We start from the raw sequence: 18249 nt of genomic DNA, 5'->3' as shown, positions 1-18249 counted from the left end.
TGTTGTAATCTTTCTCCTTCTGACGGATGACAATGCTTTATGTTATAATGGGGAAATTGATTTGACCTTAACTTGTATTTGCAGTTTTGCATCAGGAAAGGAAGACTTGGAATGACGAAGAATCTTTGTGTCATCGGACTCGGCTATATCGGCCTGCCGACTGCGGTCATGTTCGCCAATCATGGCGTACGCGTTCACGGTGTGGACGTGAACCAGCGCGCAGTCGAGATGATTTCGAATAAACAGCTTCACATTGAAGAAAACGGCCTGCAGGAGCGTCTGGATAAGGCGATCGACAGCGGCATGCTGACGGTTTCAACGGAGCCCGTCGAAGCGGACGCGTTTATCGTAGCTGTCCCGTCCCCGATCCGTGAAGACCGCACTGCTGACCTTGAATATGTACGGAAGGCGACAGCGTCGATCGTTCCTTATCTGAAGAAGGGCAACCTGATCATCCTGGAATCAACGGTGCCACCGAAGACGGTAGAGGATGTCATGCTTCCGGAACTCGAAAAGTCCAGCTTTAAGATTGGCGAAGAGCTTTTTGTCTCGCATTCTCCTGAGCGGGTCATCCCTGGCCGTATCTTCGAAGAACTCGAGCAGAACGGCCGGATCATCGGCGGCATCAATGAAAAGTCCGCTGAGATGACGAAAGAGTTGTACGAAGCATTCGTCAAGGGACCGATCGAGCTAACGGACGCGACCACCGCAGAATTGGTCAAGGTCATGGAAAACACTTACCGTGACGTAAACATCGCGTTCGCCAACGAAATGGCGAAAATCGGGGAGCACCTGGACGTCAATATCTGGGACGCGATCCGGTTTGCAAACTTCCACCCGCGCGTCAACATTCACCAGCCGGGTCCCGGCGTCGGAGGCCACTGCATCGCGGTCGATCCTTGGTTCCTCGTTGAACTGGCACCAGAGCAGTCGAACATCATCCATCTTTCCCGTAAAACAAATGATGGCATGCCGGAATTCGTTGCTGACCGGGTAATGGAGTTTGTAGGGGATTCGGAGCGGAAAATCGCCGTCCTCGGTCTATCCTTCAAGGCCGACGTAGACGACATGCGCCAGAGCCCTTCGATTGATGTCATTAACAATCTGCAAGAAAAGGGCTTCACCGTCGCGTCATTCGACCCGCACGTGAAAGATGACAGCCATCCGACACAAGTCAAATCCATCGAAGAAGCGGCCGAAGGAGCGGCGATGGTCCTCATCCTGACGAACCATAAGGAATTCAAGGATCTTGAGCCGGGCCAGGTGGCGGATGCCATGGACGAGAAGATCATCTATGACACGAAAAACTGCATCGATCTTCCGGCTTGGAAGGTAGCAGGCTTCCGGACTTATCTGCTGGGAGACCATAAAGACAATACGAACGAGTAATCGACTCGAGCATACGGGTGAATCTAATGAAAGAACAATTTTTCGGGGTACAGGTCAATACGGAACGGTTCGATGAGATGCTCGACCTCATCTTCTCGCGCAAGCGGGAAGGGAAGAAGTCGTTTATCGTCGCGATCAATCCGGAAAAGCTGATGAAAGCGAGAAAAGACCCTGCCCTACACAAAATCTTGAATACTGCGGACTTCCAGATTCCTGATGGCGTCGGCGTGCTGATCGCTTCCCGGCTGAAAAAGGGGACGATCCGCGACCGCATCACAGGCGTGGACATGATGGAGCAGCTTTGCGCCCGGGCGGCTGAGACCGGAGACGGTGTCTTCCTTTACGGTGCAAAGCCGGGCGTCGCTGATCAGGCGGCGGCCGGGCTGCGGGCGAAGTTCCCGGGACTGAACGTCGCCGGGACGCTCGACGGCTACGTCAAGGATGAGCAGCAGGTGCTGGACACGATCAATGCATCCGGCGCTGCCATTCTGTTTGTCGCCCTTGGCAGCCCGACGCAGGAAAACTTCATCATCCGCAATATGGAAAGGCTTGTTCCGTCCGTCTACCAGGGAGTCGGCGGGTCGTTTGATGTGTTCTCCGGAAACATCAAGCGTGCTCCTGCCGCCTTCCGGAAGCTGGGCCTGGAATGGCTTTACCGCCTTTTGAAAGAACCATCCCGGTGGAGGAGGCAACTCGAACTGCCGAAGTTTCTCATCGCGGTCCTAACCGGCCGACATGAGAAAGGCGGCGGTGTCAATGAGTAAGATGAAGGTTGCGTCGATCCTGTTCCTGTTCTCGACTTTTGTCTTGAAATTCTCAAGCATGATCCGCGACCTTGTCATCGCCGGCCTGTTCGGCGACTCCTATCAGGCTGATGCCTATCTGGCTGCGATGACGATTCCAAACGCATTTGTCCTTTTTCTCCTGACGGGGATGAAAGATGCCTTTCTGCCAAGTTATTATAAGTTCAACGCCATTGGCAGGGGAGAAGAGCACCTGACGAATATCGTGAAGGGAACGTTCTGGATCACGCTTGGCGTTTCAATCCTGGGCGTGCTCCTATCCGGCCCCATCATCCGGCTGTTCTACCCGAACTTTGGGGAGTTCGAACATGGATTCGCCATTGCCACCGCAACGGCAGCACTCTATTTCGCATCACTATGTATGGTAGGCGTAAACGCCGTTTACGAAGGCTACTTTGACGCGAAGAAGAAGTTCTCGTTCAGTGTCTTCTCCCAGACGAGTGTCGTTCTAATGACGATCCTGTTCGCGGTTCTCTTCCACGAGCAGCTCGGGATCATCGCCATTCCTGTCGGCTACTTTGTCGGGACGATCGTCAGTCTGCTTCTGAAAGTCATTTACCGCACGCCAAAGAAATTCCTGAACTGGCAGCAGAAGTTGGACATCGGGGAAGTCTCGGACTTTTACCATATTTTTTGGCCCGTCGGGCTGACGATCGCCGTCGGCCAGATTAACCTGATGGTCAACACATTCTTCGCTGCCGATCTCGGGGAAGGGGTCGTGTCGAACCTGAACTATGCGTTCCGGCTCGTCAACATCCCACAGGCGATCTTCGGCGTGACGATTGCAACGATCGCATTCCCGATCATCGCCGAAGCACACAACAAGAAAAACCCGGCCCTGTTCAAGCGGGGGCTTGAAAAAGGGTATCTGTACCTGCTTGTTTTCCTCACACCGATGCTGGCAGGCATGTGGTACCTCATGCACGAACTCGTCGGAACAGTGTATGAGCGCGGAGCCTTCTCGGCAAGCGCGACGAGCCTGACAACCTCCTATGCGGTGCTTTATATCGGATCGGCCTTCTTCTATAGTATCCAGGCCGTCACCGCTAAGGGCTTCTACACACTGGAAAAAGGGCATTACATGATGCGGATTGGGCTGTTCTCGATCATCCTGAACATCCTGTCGAACTGGATCTTCTCCCAATTCTACGGGGCACAGGGGATTGCGCTATCCGCTTCGATCGTGGCGCTCCTTTACTGTGCGATCACCTTCTCGACGCTCTATAAAGAAGTTGGAGGATTTGATGTCCGGTATCTGCTTAGGAACACCGCACAGATCGTCCTCGGCGTTGCCGTGATGATGGCGTACCTGTACGGCTTTGACGTGATGGTTCCGGGCTCCGAAGACTGGCACCGCATCATCCGCCTGGTCGTCCTCGGCATCTCAGGAGCGATTGTCTACTTCGCCGTTATGCTGCTGTTCCGAAACGAATTTGTGAAAGAGATGCTAGCCAAAGGAGGAACACCATCATCCCGCTGATGATGAACCATTGACTATGAAAACATTAAAAAACTTCGTCGGCCGGCTGAATCGGATCGACGCATTCTCACCCTATTTCTTTTTGCCATTTGTACTGGTACTTTATTTTGTCGTCAGCCTTTTTGACTTTCACCGGTTCGCCTACTTCAATGTAAGAGAAACCATCTGGCCGGCGGTGATCCTGTCACTGGTCGCGTATTACATCGGTGTCTGGATCACGGACAAGAAAGGCTGGACGTTCCCGGGCTTCGGGCTCGGATTCATGAAAGGGAAGACGGTTTGGGTGATCTGGGTTCTGGCGATGATCGGCGCGATCGCCTACGCGGCGATGCTCGCGACCGGACAGGTCGGACTCACTGACGAATCGGTCCGTCGCAACTTGGACCCGAAGCTGAACCTGCTTAGCCAGCTGCTCTGGTTCGGTGTTGTTCTTCTCCTTTCTTACAAGATCATCCGTGATAAGGAAATGTCGAGGAAGAAGATGTGGATCTACGGTACGATCTATTTCGGAGCAATGGTCCTGTTCCTTCTCATGGGGTACCGGACGCCGATCGCTGTCATGCTCTTTACCGGTCTCGTCATCTTCCACTACGTCATCAAGCGCATCAAGCTCACATGGCTGCTCGCCGCCATGTTCGTCGTGGCACTGTTCTTCTCGATGTTCGGCTTTGTCCGGGTATTGACAGAAGACACAACCAAAGAGTTTAACAGCCGCGAACAGCCCGATGTCGTTCTAGAAGAAAAGAAGCAAGTTGACCTGAAGACGGACGAAGACATCGTAAACGAGACACCTAAATGGGTCCGTCAAATGAATGCCGAGATGGTCACTGGGCATATCGTTCTTTCCAAGATCATCGAGTATACAGGCAATGAAGGTTATCTGAAAGGCCAGATCCATGGCGGCATCTTTGGCACCGTCTTGCCGGGCGAACAGATTTCCCCGCGTATGAAAGTGACGGAAGTCGTCAACTCGATCAGTATTGAAGATGGTCGTTATATCACACGACCAACACGTACGACGACGCCTACATATACCGGCCAGCTGTTCCTGGACGGTGGCTACCTACTCGTAGCGATCGGCTTCCTTTTCTACGGAGTCATCGTAGCTATGCTTTATAACCAGGTTCAGGCAGCAGGCGTCCGGAGTTACCAGGCAGTTGCGTTCGCATTTGTCATGACAATCTTTACAGTCTCACTGCATACCGGCCTGCTCGATCTTATCTTTATCCTGATGATCGGCTTTGCCATCCTAACGGCTGCAATCGAGTTCTCAGGCAGAAAAAAAGACTTGAACAAAACTTTGGAGCGCGATATACTGTAAGCGCCCATAGAATAAGTTCCTTGTTGCATATAACAATTGGTCATACAGAAGCGGACCGGCGTCATTTATTGATGCCGGTCCGCTTTTTTGTACAAAAGCCTCTTAAATTATGATAATATTCGATTATTTTCTGCAAAAACTTCGCAATCAATTGGAAATCATACTGAAATCCGTTGACATCACTTTGTAATACTCTATAATGAACATTGAGCATTCTACCAATCTGCTATTCTAGCGGTTCAGGTAGAAATGGCATCATTTCTTCACATTTAAGGAGGAACATATTCTATGGCAACAAAAACTTACAAAAAGTTTTTGACTGGCGCAGCGACAGCCGCAATGGTCGTATCCGCAGTGGCACCTGTAGCTGCACAAGGGCAGGATGTAGCTGATCAGGCGAACTCTTCGTTCTCCGACATCGGTCCTTCCAGCTCCCACTACACTAACGTGATCGAAGCTCGTGAACTCGGATTCCTTTCCGGTTACACAGACGGCACATTCAAGCCGAACAAAGATCTTAACCGTGGTGACGTTGCGAAAATGCTCGGTAAGTACGTCGTTGCTTCTAGCGGCCTGACACTTGACGAGTACGTAGCAGCAAACAACATTGCAGACGTTGAGAACTTCTCCGATGTTCCAAACACTGCAAAAGACCAGGAGCTCGTAACTTACTCCAAGATCGTTAAAGACGCTGGAATCTTCCAGGGCTCGAACAACAACCTCATGGCAACAAAGCTGATGCCACGTGACCAGATCGCTGCAGTCCTCGTACGTGCTTTCGATCTCAAAGATAAAGAAGGCGCGACTGAAGTAGAAGACGGCGCTAACTCCGGTTACGTTGATGAAATCGAAATCCTTCTTGAAAACGGAGTATCGAACGCTAACCCTTACCGTCCGTTCGAAACAACAAGCCGTGCGCAATTCGCATCGTTCCTCGTGCGTGCGTACAAAGTATCCGAAGGCCTCGACCCAAGCCAGCCACTTCCAGAAGAGCCAGGCGATGAAGTTGAGTGGGAAGGCGACATCAGCATCGAAGCTTCCAAAGCTAACCTCGCTGCTGACGGCAAGGACACTTCCGTCCTCACATTCTCCGTTCTTGATGCAGACGGCAACGTAGACACATCTGCTGACGATGTTGTTCTAGAGCTTTCTACTACTCACGGAACATTCGCTTCCGAGCGTGTAACTGTACAAGACGGCGTAGCAACAGCTACTCTTACTTCCGAGCAGAGCAACACTGACCTGACTGCACGCATCGATGCAGTAGTCATCGAAGCAGGCGAAGGAAGCAAGGACCTGATCGGTAAAAAAGCTGCTACAGCAGAAATCGGCTTCGTAGCTTATGACCAAGCAGCTGAAACACTCAACGTAGTTGGCGCGGAATCTAACCAAGTTGACCGTGTGACACTCTTCTTCGACCGTGATGTCGAACTTGAAGACTTTGTCGTAACAAGCCCTGCTTCCGGTGCGGTAAATTATCAGATCCGTACAGCAGACGGCTGGAGCGCTCCAACTCCATTTGTACCAGCTACTGTAAATCCTGAAGATGTACGTCATGCTCTGAACCCAGGTGCCATTGTCATCAATGACGAAATTGGTGCAGATGCAGAACTAGACGGCATTCTTGGCCTCAAACCAGTTGCAGGCAATGCGAAAGCAATCGAAGTTATTCTCGAGAAAGATGCAGTTCTGGCTGACAACAGCCAAGTAGATGTAGAAGTGAACTACACTTCTCTTTACGGCAAGAACTCCACTTCTTCGACTGACTTCATTCTTACAGATGCACGCACACCTGAAGTTACTCAAGTGACTAACTCAGATCTTCAAACAGTCGCAGTTAAGTTCTCCGAGTCTATTGTCTCGGCTGACTTCAAACTCGATGGCTCTTACGTAATCGCTGACGATAACGTTGAGTACGGAGAATTTGATGCACGTACGCTTGAAGACAACCGTAACATGGCTTACGTAGGAATCGGTGCAGACTACAATCTGAACACACCTCCTACTCCTGCAGGCTACATGGCAGCTGGCCCACACAAAATCGAAGTATCCAACTCTACAGACTTCGCTGGTAATGTTGGTAAAACACAAAACTTCGACTTCACAGTGGCAGCTAACACAACTGCACCATCTGCGACAGTAGAAGTAGCTTCTCCTGAACAGTTCCATGTCACGTTCAACACTGAAGTTCCTGCTGACGAAGTTGAAGACTTCCAATTCCAGGTTTACGATGAAGATACAAAGACTTGGGTAGATTCGGAAATTGAACTTCTTGTCACTGATCTTGGCGACAATGTGTACTCCTTCGAACTTACTGAAGACTGGACACAGATCTATGACACAGATGGAACTGGTGAAAACTACTACAACGACAAGTACCGTATTGCATATGCAAAAGATGCACTTGTTAACGTTGCAAATGGCGTGACAAATGCAGAGGCAATTGAACTTGACCTCAACTACAGCGGCTCCCCGCTCAATACACGTGATAGCGTCAGCCCGACAATCACGGATGTTGCTCAACAAGGCACTGCTGCTTCGTTCATTGTTACTACAAGCGAACCAGTTAAACTTGCTGGCGAAGCAGACAATGCTGGCGAAACTCTCAGCCAAACTCAAGAGGATTCCAATAATGGTACTCTTCCAGAGGTTAAGGCTACATTCACTGCAACTACTGTAGAAGGTAAGACAATTACCATCAATGGTACTGTTGGTGACTTTGTAGACGACTATGACAACAAGTTCGAAGTCGACGCAGACGAGGTTACTGTTGCAGAAGATTACACTGTTAACCGTGTCGTTCTGGTGGAAGCTGGAACATACACTGTACAAGAGCTTGTTAACCTTGGTTACCTGGACACTGACTTCACACTTGAACTCAGCCAGCTGACTGATGATGTAGGTAACACTGCTAACACTGCAACTTACGACTTCGAAATGGCAGCAACTACTGCTAACCCTGCAGCAACGCCATTCTTCATCGAAAATGCAGCTCTTGAAGGAAATGTTGTTACAGTAACATTCTCCGAAGGCGTTGTTTCGACTGGCGGTGCCAACGATGCATCTGCAGTAACTCAGTGGAACATCAACGGTCATGACCTGCCAAATGGCACGTCCATCACAGTCTCTGATGAAGATGAAGTAGCTGGCAACGAAACTGTAGTGATCACACTTCCAGAAGACAACACTGTCATCGACGAAGTGTCTAACGTCATTACAGTTAACCGTGAACTCAAGTCCTTCGATGGTTCGGCTCTCGTTGGCACGAACTCCGTAGTACTTGGCGCAGCACCACTCGTTGTTGCTGAATAATTAAAGGTTGATTATATCCACCTTTAATTGATAGAGAACCCTGATAGCAATTTTGCTATCGGGGTTCTTTTCTTTTGCACGAGTTCCGGTGATGTTAGTGATTGAATGAGCGAGACCCTTACTTTCAGGCTATAACCTGTGAAATGACCATGGCTAATGGGAATGTAATAGTATATTATCGGACTTTGTTAGTAAGTGAACTTGGCATCTTCGTGCATAAACTCAATTAAAAATCTTAAGAACTCGCTGAAGTGTGTAGCTAAAACTGATTATAGATAATGGTCAGTCTCAATGTGTTATATCTCTCGATTAAAGGGTAATGGAAAGGGAGAAGGCTGTAGCCTTCTCCCTTTCCATTATTTACTTATAGGAGGATGTTGTTCTTGAAAACTAAGACATACAAGAGATTTGCAACAGTAGCAGCAACTTCAGCACTGATCGGTTCCGCAATTGTGCCTGTAGCGGCGGCACCCCAGGAAGTGGCTGAGGAATTTTCGTATTCTGACGTTCCAACCTCAAGCTCTCACTATGTAAACATTATGAAAGCCCGTGAGCTTGGTATTATGTCAGGATACCAAGACGGAACATTTAAGCCGAATCAGAAGTTGAATCGCGGTAATGTTGCAAAGGCACTTGGTAAGTATGTGGTGGCAAAGAGCGGGATGTCACTTGATGAATATGTTGAAGAGCACAACATCGCCGATGTAGAAAACTTCTCTGATGTGCCGAACGATTGGGTTGACTCTGAACTCGTCACGTATTCGAAGATTGTCAAGGAAGCCGGAATCTTTAAAGGCTCCGATAACAAACTGGAGGCTTCAAAACTGATGCCCCGTGATCAGATTGCTGAAGTGTTGGTAAGGGCGTTCGGCTTTGAAGATCAGGAGGGTGACCCGGGCATATCGGATACTGAACAATCTGGTTATGCGAAGTCTATTGAAATCATCTATGAAAATGGTATTTCCAATGCCAACCCATACCGCCCCCTTGAGACAACCAGCCGTGGCCAGTTTGCTTCATTCCTGGTACGTGCCTATGAAGCAACAGAATCAGATCCAGCATTTAGCATAGAGTCGGTGGAAGCCGTTGATGCAACCATTGACAATGATACTGAAGGCCAATTTGCTACATTTACTATCAATGATGGCCAGGAAGCCAACCTGGATCAATTGAAAGAGGAAGGATATACAGTCGAATTCCTTTCTACTGAAGGAGAGCTTTTCGCCGATACAGCGACAGGTGAAATCGATCCTACAGCATTGGAGGGTCTTGAATCTGTCGCCTTCCAGGTGAAGCTGACCAAAGATGGCGAAGAAATCACATCGAACGAAGCTACTTTAACTGTTGAGGACTTCCAGGAAGTAATCAGCAGCCTAGACTCCTATAAGCTTACCATCGATGATAGGGAAGCGAATGAGGATACGAATACGATAGTGCTTAACGAAGAAAGCGGTCAAATATCCAATGTGGTCGGGACGACAAAGTCTGGCGATGAAAATGCGATCGATCCATCTGAGCTGACTTATACATCTTCTAATGAACAGGTTGCTATCGTCAGTGAAACAGGTGAAATCGTTCCGGTGGCGCCTGGGGATGCCAATATCACTGTTACTCATGAAGCTTCCGGTGAGACACTCACTGTCCCGGTTAAGGTTGCTTCAGATGAGAGGAAACCATCTACTGCAACTACTTCAGCGGAGAGTATGGGGCTTGCGGCTGGTGCAGAGCGCACATTCAGCTTTACACTTACGGATCAGTATGGAATGCCATACGAGTCCTACGAGCCAGGAGAAATCACTGTTACTAATGGGGAAGAAGAAACCATTGCTACCGTTAATGTAACAGGTGGAGACAAGGGCGAATATATTGCAACCGTAACTGCATCTGCAGTCGAAGAGGATGCAGAGGGAGATATCATCCTATTGGATGACGATACAGAACTCCTCAGCATCCCACTGGAAGTAGGAGCCGACACGGAAGCAGCTTCACATCGACTCGAACTCGCGAACGGTGTAGCAGATTCTACACTCGATCTCAACCCGCTTGAAGGAGATCAGACACTGGAACTGATTGTCAGTGCCTACAACAAGGATGGGCATTACATTGGAGCAACGGAACAGGATAACTTCACCGTTCAATCAAATAATGAAAATGTCTCAGCAGAGGCTAATGGAGATGGAACTTTCACAGTTACCGCGAACAGTGCTGGTGATTCAACTCTTACATTAAAAGAAGGAACTATCAGCCGTAATAGTGTGGATGTAACTGTTCAGGACACGACACCAACGATTTCTTCTGTTACCTACTCAAATAAAGAAGTGGAAGGATTCCCGGTCGCATTGACCGACCTGGTGACCATCAATCTCACTTCCAATGACAATATTCAATTTGAGGTTCCTGCAACAGAAGAAAACTCGAAATCTAAAGTGGTGGCCTATGTCGAAGGGACCGTTGCAAATTCAGATGGTTCAGATGAAACGGTTAGAATCAATCTCGCAACCCTTGATACGGTCTCTACAAATATTCTTGGACTGAAATTTGAAGATGCTGTTACCGGGGAAGGGACAGATGAAGAAACAACGGTTCAATTGAATACTACAGATACAATTCAAGCTGGAGACTCCTTTAACCTTCGTGTAGCGGAAGAAGGTGAGGAAGGAGCCATTACCTCTTCTGTCTTTAAAGTAAAACCAGCTACAGCTGAGTAAACATATGATGTTTACGGGAGTGGCCGACAGGCCCTCCTTTTATTTTGCATTCGTTTCAATCGGTATGATTTAAAGCTATAATAATAGAAAAGGTACTGAAGGGAGCAGCGGGATGAGAAAGAGATGGATTTACACTGGACTGGCAGCTTTCATTCTCGCTGGATCAATTGCTCTATTCACTAACGAACAGGCACTGGGGGACGAGCAGACCAATCAGAGCCTGTATGCTGATGTTCCGATCGAAAGCAGCCATTTCCAGAACATCACGGAAGCCAGGACACTCGGGCTCATGACCGGCTATCCGGACAATACATTTAAGCCGAATGTGAAGCTGAACCGTGCAAACGTGGTGAAGGCGTTCGGTAAGTATATTGAACAGACGAGAGGCAAGTCTGTGGACGAGTTTGATCTTTCCGGAACTGAACCGTTTGCTGACGTGCAGCCGGATGCCCGGGATCAGGAGTTGTACAAGTATTCTCTTCTCGTAAAGCAGGAAGGCGTCTTCAAAGGCAGTAATAACCGTCTGTTGCCATCTGGAGAGATGACAAGACGCCAGATGGCGATGGTTATTGCAAGGGCGTTTGATCTTCAAGATCTGCCTGGCGTTGAATCAAAAGTAACTGATATAGACCCCGCATTTGGAGAGGAAGACAAAAAGGCAATCCGTTTACTTTCCGAGCACAATATCACGACTGTTACGGAGTTCCGGCCACGGGAAACTACCAGCCGCGGACAGTTCGCCTCATTTTTAGTCGCTTCCTATCATGCGGTACATGATGAATTTTCGCCGCCTGAAGTAGAAAATATCGAAATCGGGGAGTAGGCCTTAATCCCTGCTGTGTGGCTATCTTTATGCGGTCAATCTTAGGCTTTTCGTACGATTGAACCGAATCTATCAAATATCGACAATATCAGTTGAGTTAGTTGTAGCGGAATGCTACAATATCTATGAATTTCAAATTATTTCTACATCATGAGAAGCTTAACTATTTTAATGGATGGAGGGAATGTAATGCGTAAACAAACGAAGAAAAAAATGATTGGTGCCGCTTTGACAGTTTCTTTGGCGGCGGGTACATTCTTTGCCGGTCCGGTTCCGATGGCGACCTATGCGGCAGAACAGAAAGCACCGGTATTCAGTGACCTGGATCCAACTGGTGATGACTACGCACATATCCTTGCACTGGCTGCAGAAGGAATTGTAAAAGGCTTCCCGGACGGTACATACAAGCCGGGCAAGGACATTACTCGCCAGCAGGCGGCCAAGATCATCGCAGGCACGCTTAATCTTGACACAAAGAATGCTCCAGACCCGGGATACACAGATGTCAATAAAAACAGTGAGTACTACGGTTACATTGCTGCATTGACTAACGCTGGTGTGGTCAGCGGTTCCGTAGTAAATGGCAAGAAAGTCTTTAAGCCGGCTGAGACCTTGTCCCGTGCTCAAATGTCCAAAATTATTGCAGAGGCTTATGAACTTCCTACTAACAAGGCATACACAGCTCCATTCAGCGATGTAACAGCTGATGAGTGGCATGCCAAGTACGTTCAGGCTATCTATGATGCTGATGTAACAAAAGGCCAAGGTAACGGTCTCTTCGGAGAAAACAATGCTGTTAAACGCGGTCAGATGGCATCGTTCATTCATCGTGCACAAGAGCAGGACGAGGGCCGCCGTGAAGCAATTACTCAAGCACGCGACCGGATCTTCACAGAACTTGAGAACGACAAGTTCCATGACACTAACGGTTCAGCTAGCGTAAGCACCAGCTTTAACCGTGAAACGGGTGCGTTTAACGTGACAGTCTACAACCCTGAAGGAGCAGTTACTGATATCCAGAACACAGGCTTCTTCTCCAACAAGATGCCGGAACTGGGTGTGACAGCGATCAAGATTGCTGACAATGCGGCTGTTGATATCACTGAAAACCCAGCTGAAGCTAAAGCAACACTGATCGAGCAGGCATTTGCTGAGATGGAAGTTTCCGGAACTGCATTCCGTGCAAGCGACCTGCCTATCACACTGACAGTTGAAAATGGCGGATACGAGTTTGAGCAGCCGTTCAAACTGAATGTTTCCACTCACTCTCCAAAATAATATGAACAGATAAAAAGGGTGGTCTGGCAAAGCCGATTTTTGGCATGCCGGTTCACCCTTTTTGTTATTTCTTACTCTATTAATCTTCAATTAAGATATGGTACGATGAATTTATTCAATTGACGAAGGAGTTGGAATGGTGGGGAAACGACTCAAATTTTCGGCTGCTTGGCTGCTTGTCCTTTCTATTCTATTTACTTCAGGACAATCCGTCTCTGCAACGGATGACATAACCGGCCATTGGGCGGAAGAAGATATGCGCTTTTTGATTGATCGGGGTATTTTGAAAGGGGATGCCAACGGTTACCATCCGAACGATGTCATCACTCGCGGCCAATTCGCCGTACTGCTGGCCCGCGCTCTTGAGCTTGAACCGTCTTCAGGCGGCATTGCGTTCACTGATGTGGACAACCGGAGCGGTTATCTCGCAGAGCTGCTGGCTGCGGCTGACGCAGGGATTATCACAGGTTATCCGGACGGTACCTTTCGGCCGAGTGTTCAGATTAAACGGCAGCATATGGCCGTCATGATGAAGCGCACGCTGGATTACCTGAAGATCGAGGGTAAGGACCCAGGCTATCGTTTTGCGGACGAACAGGAGATTCTGGCATCCTATCGTGCAGATCTTTATGAATTAGCGGGTGCAGGCATTTTTAAAGGCTCAAAGCAACCGGATGGCAGTTATCTGTTCCGTCCGATGAACCAGGCACACCGCTGGGAAGCGGCGACTGTTATTACGCGTCTGATTAAGCTGGCAGAAGAAGTCGAATCAGAAGTACCAAGTCCTGAGCCGGAAATGTTCTATGCTACGGCAAATGTCAATGCCGACGGGACTACAAAAGTTGTTAAAAAATACAATACCTTTGAAGAAGCTGCGGCAGCCATGGGTAACGAGCAGGTCGTCGTATACGGAGACACAGTGGTGAAGATGCAGTACGGTGTTGTCATTACAAAGCCGACTCTCTCAGGATCCTCGCTGACAAACGTCTACGAAAAGCCGGACATGAAAACAGCGTTTACGTATGTGACGAGAGATAGTGAACTGGAGTATCTGGAGTCAACTGCAGACTATGTAAAAGTGAAAATAGCCGGTAAAACTGGCTACATCAAACATGAGAATGCGGTATTGAAAACATGGAGCATGCTGAATGGACGTTCATATTACACGGTAAACAGTGCCGAGGAACTCATTCACAATGTCTATTCCAACCAGACTGGGAAGTATCAGAGCTACACCACTGGCAAAGCGCCTGACAGTCTTCAGGTAGGGCAGAAGTATCTGTCATGGAACCAGATAAACTTTACGGATTGGAACGGCAAAGCGGTCCAGACATTCTATAACTACTTCCAGTTCCTCCCGGCACGGACCGAAACCATTTATACCGCCGCAGAACTGGATCGTTATATCATGGATGAATTAAAGCGCTTGGAAGCAACCGGTAGTGCCACTTACAAGGATGCTACTACAAAAAGTAAGCTGATTGGAATCGGAAGTACATTGAAGAAAATCGAAAAGGACAAGAATATCAATGCCCTCATGGTTCTTGCGCTTGCTCAACATGAGAGTGCCTATGGGATGAGTACGAAAGCCCAGCAATACAACAACCTATTCGGACTGGCCATCTATGATGATGCCGCAGCGGATCATCCATTCCATAAATACGAGACGGTTGAAGAGAACATCTATACACTTGCTGATCAGTACTGGAACAAAAACTATATTCCGCCCAATGCAAGTTATGCAAATGGAGCCGCATTTGGTACTAAAGCAGTCGGATTTAATATGAAATACGCCTCTGATCCTTATTGGGGGGCAAAAGCTGCTGGTCATGCATACCGGATCGATAAGGCTCTCGGCAAACGTGATTTTGGCCGGTATAAAATTGGAATTACAAAGAACAGCATGAATGCAAGAACATCGCCGAGGGTTGGAGATAATCTCGCATTCAGGTATGAAAAAACGGGACTGCCTGTTGCGGTAATCGGTTCAGAATACAACGCCGCCGAAAAACGCACCTGGTACCAGGTTCTCTCAGACGACCCGGAACATGAAACCGTGTGGCTTGCCGGAGAGTACCTGCAAATCGTATTTGAATAAGAAATCAGAGAAGATAGTTTCTTGGCTCGGAGTATAACGAGTCCGACAATCAGGTGTGGTATCAGGTTTTGTCTGATGATCCGAACCATGAAACCGTATGGACCAACGCGGAATACCTGCAGACTGTATCTGAATAATCAAAGGAGAAGACACCGCTTCGGACGGTGTCTTCTCCTTTTAGAGTTAAAAAACTGCTCTCTTCCTGAGTATAGAACCCGGTCTGCATTTCCGATGTTTGTTGTCCGCTGCCTGACATTCATGTATGATTACAGTAGGGATTTTTGGAGGTTACTGTTAATGAAACATACACAATTATCGGATCCTTCCGTCCTGATAATCGTTCCTGCTTATAATGAAGAGGAAGCGATCAGCGGAACGATCATGAAACTGACTCAGTTTAAGAAGCAAATGCCTAATCTGGATATCTGCGTTATCAATGATGGCTCGAAGGACAACACCGCGGAAATCGTCCGTGGCTTTCCTGAAGTCATCCTGTTGGATCTGCCGAATAACTTGGGAATCGGTGGTGCAGTTCAGACAGGTTATAAGTATGCGGATCAGGCCGGTTATGATATCGCGGTTCAGTTTGATGCTGACGGTCAGCATAACGTCGATGATTTGCATACTATCATTGGCCCGGTAGCCGCAGGGGAATGCGATATGTGCATCGGCTCCCGGTTCGTCGAAAAGACGGAGTACTCGGGAAGTCCATTCCGCAGAGCCGGTATTTTCTATTTTGAGCGTTTGATCCATCTGCTTTCCGGACAGAAGGTCACGGATCCGACCTCCGGTTTCCGTGCAGTGAACCGGGATGTCATCGAACTGTTTTCCATCAACTATCCAAGTGACTATCCGGAACCGGAAGTGATTATCTATCTCCGGAGAAAGAAAAAGCGTATCGAAGAGCGGACAGTACTCATGCACTCGAGGCAGGGTGGAGAATCCTCGATTACACCGTTTAAGTCGGTATACTATATGGCGAAGGTGACTCTATCTATCGTCATGCAGCGCCTTGTCGGAGGTGCCTGAATTGGAAGTCACGTATTTTTCATTTATCCTGGTCGTCATTTTGTTTATCGTAGTTATCGAATCGGTCAGACGGGGGATTCTGGAAACGAAGTATTCTCTTCTCTGGATCATCGTCTGTCTGTTCATGGGCTTTTTCAGTATCAGCGAGCGGTTCATCAATAAACTTGGTGAATTTCTCGGCGTATTTTATCCGCCGTCGCTTCTGTTCCTTTTCGGGCTCCTGTTCATTATCGTGCTTGTCTTTGACCTCACGAGACGCATTTCGAAACTGAACAAGGCATTGACCAACCTGACCCAGGAGTACGCCATCATGAAGAAAAAATTCGAAGAGAAGGATACTGATTAATGGTTTATCTGGTTTTGATCGCCAACATTTTGCTGTTGGTCACCGGACAGGTGCTCTGGAAAATGGCCGTGTCCAATATTGATGCGTGGAGCCTTCAGGCTGCATTGCGCCTAGTCCTGTCTCCTCTATTTATAGGTGGAGCGGCACTATATGTCGTAGCGACTGGCCTTTGGCTATATGTGCTCAGCAAACTGCCTCTCAGTGTCGCTTATCCGAGCCAGAGTATGAGCTACATCCTCGCAGCCGTACTGGCACTGGTGTTGTTCAGAGAAACTGTCCAGCCGATGCAGTGGGTAGGGATGCTGGTCATCATGTTCGGCGTTTATCTCGTCGCAAAATAGGAGTTCATCATGTCCAAGATTGTAACAATGTTAAAAAAACATCTGATTTTTATTGTGTTCCTGTCAGTGTACGCAATCGTCAACCTCTTTTTCCTAAATATACACCCGGGTTCGATCTACAATGAACCGGAACGGTTCGGGGAAGGGATTTCGACCTATGGTTCACGTGATGCAGCGCTCTATTCAAAGATGGCTTGGCAGCTTATCAATGAAGGCGTCTATGGATACGAACACGGTCCGGATGCACAGGGGTCGAACGCTTACGTTACATACGGCCAACCGTTTTATCTGACTGCGATTTTCAAAACAGCAGAACTGTTTAATACGAATCATCTTATGCTTTACAGACTGGCTAACATGTTCTTGAGTCTTGGAATCGCAATTCTGATTTACACAATTTCTTATAAGCTGTTTTCTAATCGATGGATCTCGAATATTGCAGCAATCCTTTATATGTCTCATATTGCACCGTTACATTATTTTCGTGCAGCGCTCACAGAAATTCCAAGTATGTTCCTTCTGCTTTTGTCTATTTTGTTCTTCATCGTTGCCTTGCGCAGAAAAGATTGGAAGTGGCATGTCGCGTTCGGAATCATCGCATCACTCATGCTGATGTTCCGTGCGACACCGGCACCGATGCTGCTATTCGGCTGGTTTATTGTCGTCGCACGTTACGGTTGGAAAGACGGCATTAAAACCGGATTCATCTGGTGCATTGGGCCGTTGCTCGTCATGGCTCCATGGGTTGCGCGTAATCTGATCCAATTCGGTGAGGCCTATCTGTTTTCATCCCATGCGGGAGGGCCTCTCCTGGCAGGAGCCAACCCGTTTAATTTCCAGCCGCATTCAGAACTGATGGCAGGGGCCAGCGAAGCCGGTATGACTCAGGAAGAGTATGCGCAACATCTGATTGCCGAGGGGTTCAGCACCAACTTCCCTCTTTGGTTCAGCTGGTTCACGGTCGGCAAGACATTTTGGCTGTTCTTCGACCAGAATATGAATCCGGACGGACTCGGACCTTATGCACAGACCTTCACTGATTTCTGGAAAGGTTTCTTCAAGTGGCAGAATATTTTGCTGGTCTTTACGGGTCTCATTTCCGCATTTCTTTGTCGGAAACATAAGCCGGTCTTATTTCTCAGTGTTCTGATACTAATTTATATTGTTTCGTCCAATATCTTTTTGGCGATTCCGAGATATGGACTGCTGGTCATGCCGATCCTGACGATAATTGCAGCCTACGGACTGGTTACGTTCGTCGGTTTCCTGACAGGGAAATGGCGGACAAGAAAGATGAATGAAACAATAAGTTAAACTTTTG

At 48.2% G+C, this 18249-nt stretch carries 13 protein-coding genes; all 13 read left to right on the top strand.

Annotated features, from left to right (window positions below):
- Window positions 1-111: 111 nt before the first annotated feature.
- Complete coding sequence (locus tag BMX91_RS11650; RefSeq protein ID WP_092054399.1) at window positions 112-1389, top strand: nucleotide sugar dehydrogenase; 1278 nt, start codon at window positions 112-114, stop codon at window positions 1387-1389.
- Between the two features lie 26 nt (window positions 1390-1415).
- Window positions 1416-2153: a WecB/TagA/CpsF family glycosyltransferase gene (locus BMX91_RS11645; RefSeq protein WP_092054395.1), complete on the top strand. Its 738-nt coding sequence runs from the start codon at window positions 1416-1418 to the stop codon at window positions 2151-2153.
- Complete coding sequence (gene murJ / locus BMX91_RS11640; protein ID WP_092054391.1) at window positions 2146-3672, top strand: murein biosynthesis integral membrane protein MurJ; 1527 nt, start codon at window positions 2146-2148, stop codon at window positions 3670-3672. The genes BMX91_RS11645 and murJ overlap by 8 nt, the downstream gene beginning before the upstream one ends.
- Window positions 3673-3688: 16 nt before the next feature.
- Window positions 3689-4993, top strand: a complete 1305-nt coding sequence (locus tag BMX91_RS11635; RefSeq protein ID WP_092054680.1) for an oligosaccharide repeat unit polymerase — start codon at window positions 3689-3691, stop codon at window positions 4991-4993.
- Window positions 4994-5281: 288 nt separating this feature from the next.
- A complete protein-coding gene (locus tag BMX91_RS11630; RefSeq protein WP_092054387.1) occupies window positions 5282-8305 on the top strand; it encodes an S-layer homology domain-containing protein in 3024 nt (1007 codons plus the stop codon).
- Between the two features lie 383 nt (window positions 8306-8688).
- On the top strand, window positions 8689-11013 hold the full coding sequence (locus tag BMX91_RS11625) for an S-layer homology domain-containing protein (protein ID WP_092054383.1): 2325 nt from the start codon (window positions 8689-8691) through the stop codon (window positions 11011-11013).
- A 112-nt stretch (window positions 11014-11125) separates the two neighbouring features.
- A complete protein-coding gene (locus BMX91_RS11620) occupies window positions 11126-11836 on the top strand; it encodes an S-layer homology domain-containing protein (protein ID WP_092054380.1) in 711 nt (236 codons plus the stop codon).
- Between the two features lie 189 nt (window positions 11837-12025).
- The gene (locus BMX91_RS11615) at window positions 12026-13114 is read left to right on the top strand and encodes an S-layer homology domain-containing protein (RefSeq protein ID WP_177168370.1); all 1089 of its coding nucleotides are present in this window, start codon (window positions 12026-12028) and stop codon (window positions 13112-13114) included.
- Window positions 13115-13253: 139 nt separating this feature from the next.
- Window positions 13254-15212 (top strand): S-layer homology domain-containing protein, encoded by a 1959-nt coding sequence (locus tag BMX91_RS11610; protein ID WP_177168369.1) that lies wholly within the window; start codon window positions 13254-13256, stop codon window positions 15210-15212.
- 297 nt (window positions 15213-15509) lie between these two features.
- A complete protein-coding gene (locus tag BMX91_RS11605; RefSeq protein ID WP_092054368.1) occupies window positions 15510-16241 on the top strand; it encodes a glycosyltransferase family 2 protein in 732 nt (243 codons plus the stop codon).
- 1 nt (window position 16242) lies between these two features.
- On the top strand, window positions 16243-16587 hold the full coding sequence (locus tag BMX91_RS11600) for a DUF2304 domain-containing protein (protein WP_092054364.1): 345 nt from the start codon (window positions 16243-16245) through the stop codon (window positions 16585-16587).
- A complete protein-coding gene (locus tag BMX91_RS11595; RefSeq protein ID WP_092054361.1) occupies window positions 16587-16928 on the top strand; it encodes an EamA family transporter in 342 nt (113 codons plus the stop codon). The genes BMX91_RS11600 and BMX91_RS11595 overlap by 1 nt, the downstream gene beginning before the upstream one ends.
- 9 nt (window positions 16929-16937) lie before the next feature.
- Window positions 16938-18242 (top strand): phospholipid carrier-dependent glycosyltransferase, encoded by a 1305-nt coding sequence (locus tag BMX91_RS11590; protein WP_092054359.1) that lies wholly within the window; start codon window positions 16938-16940, stop codon window positions 18240-18242.
- Window positions 18243-18249: the final 7 nt, after the last annotated feature.

The organism is Bhargavaea ginsengi (assembly GCF_900109165.1).
In the GTDB taxonomy this organism is placed as follows: domain Bacteria; phylum Bacillota; class Bacilli; order Bacillales_A; family Planococcaceae; genus Bhargavaea; species Bhargavaea ginsengi.
This window is presented reverse-complemented; position numbering and strand designations above follow the sequence as displayed.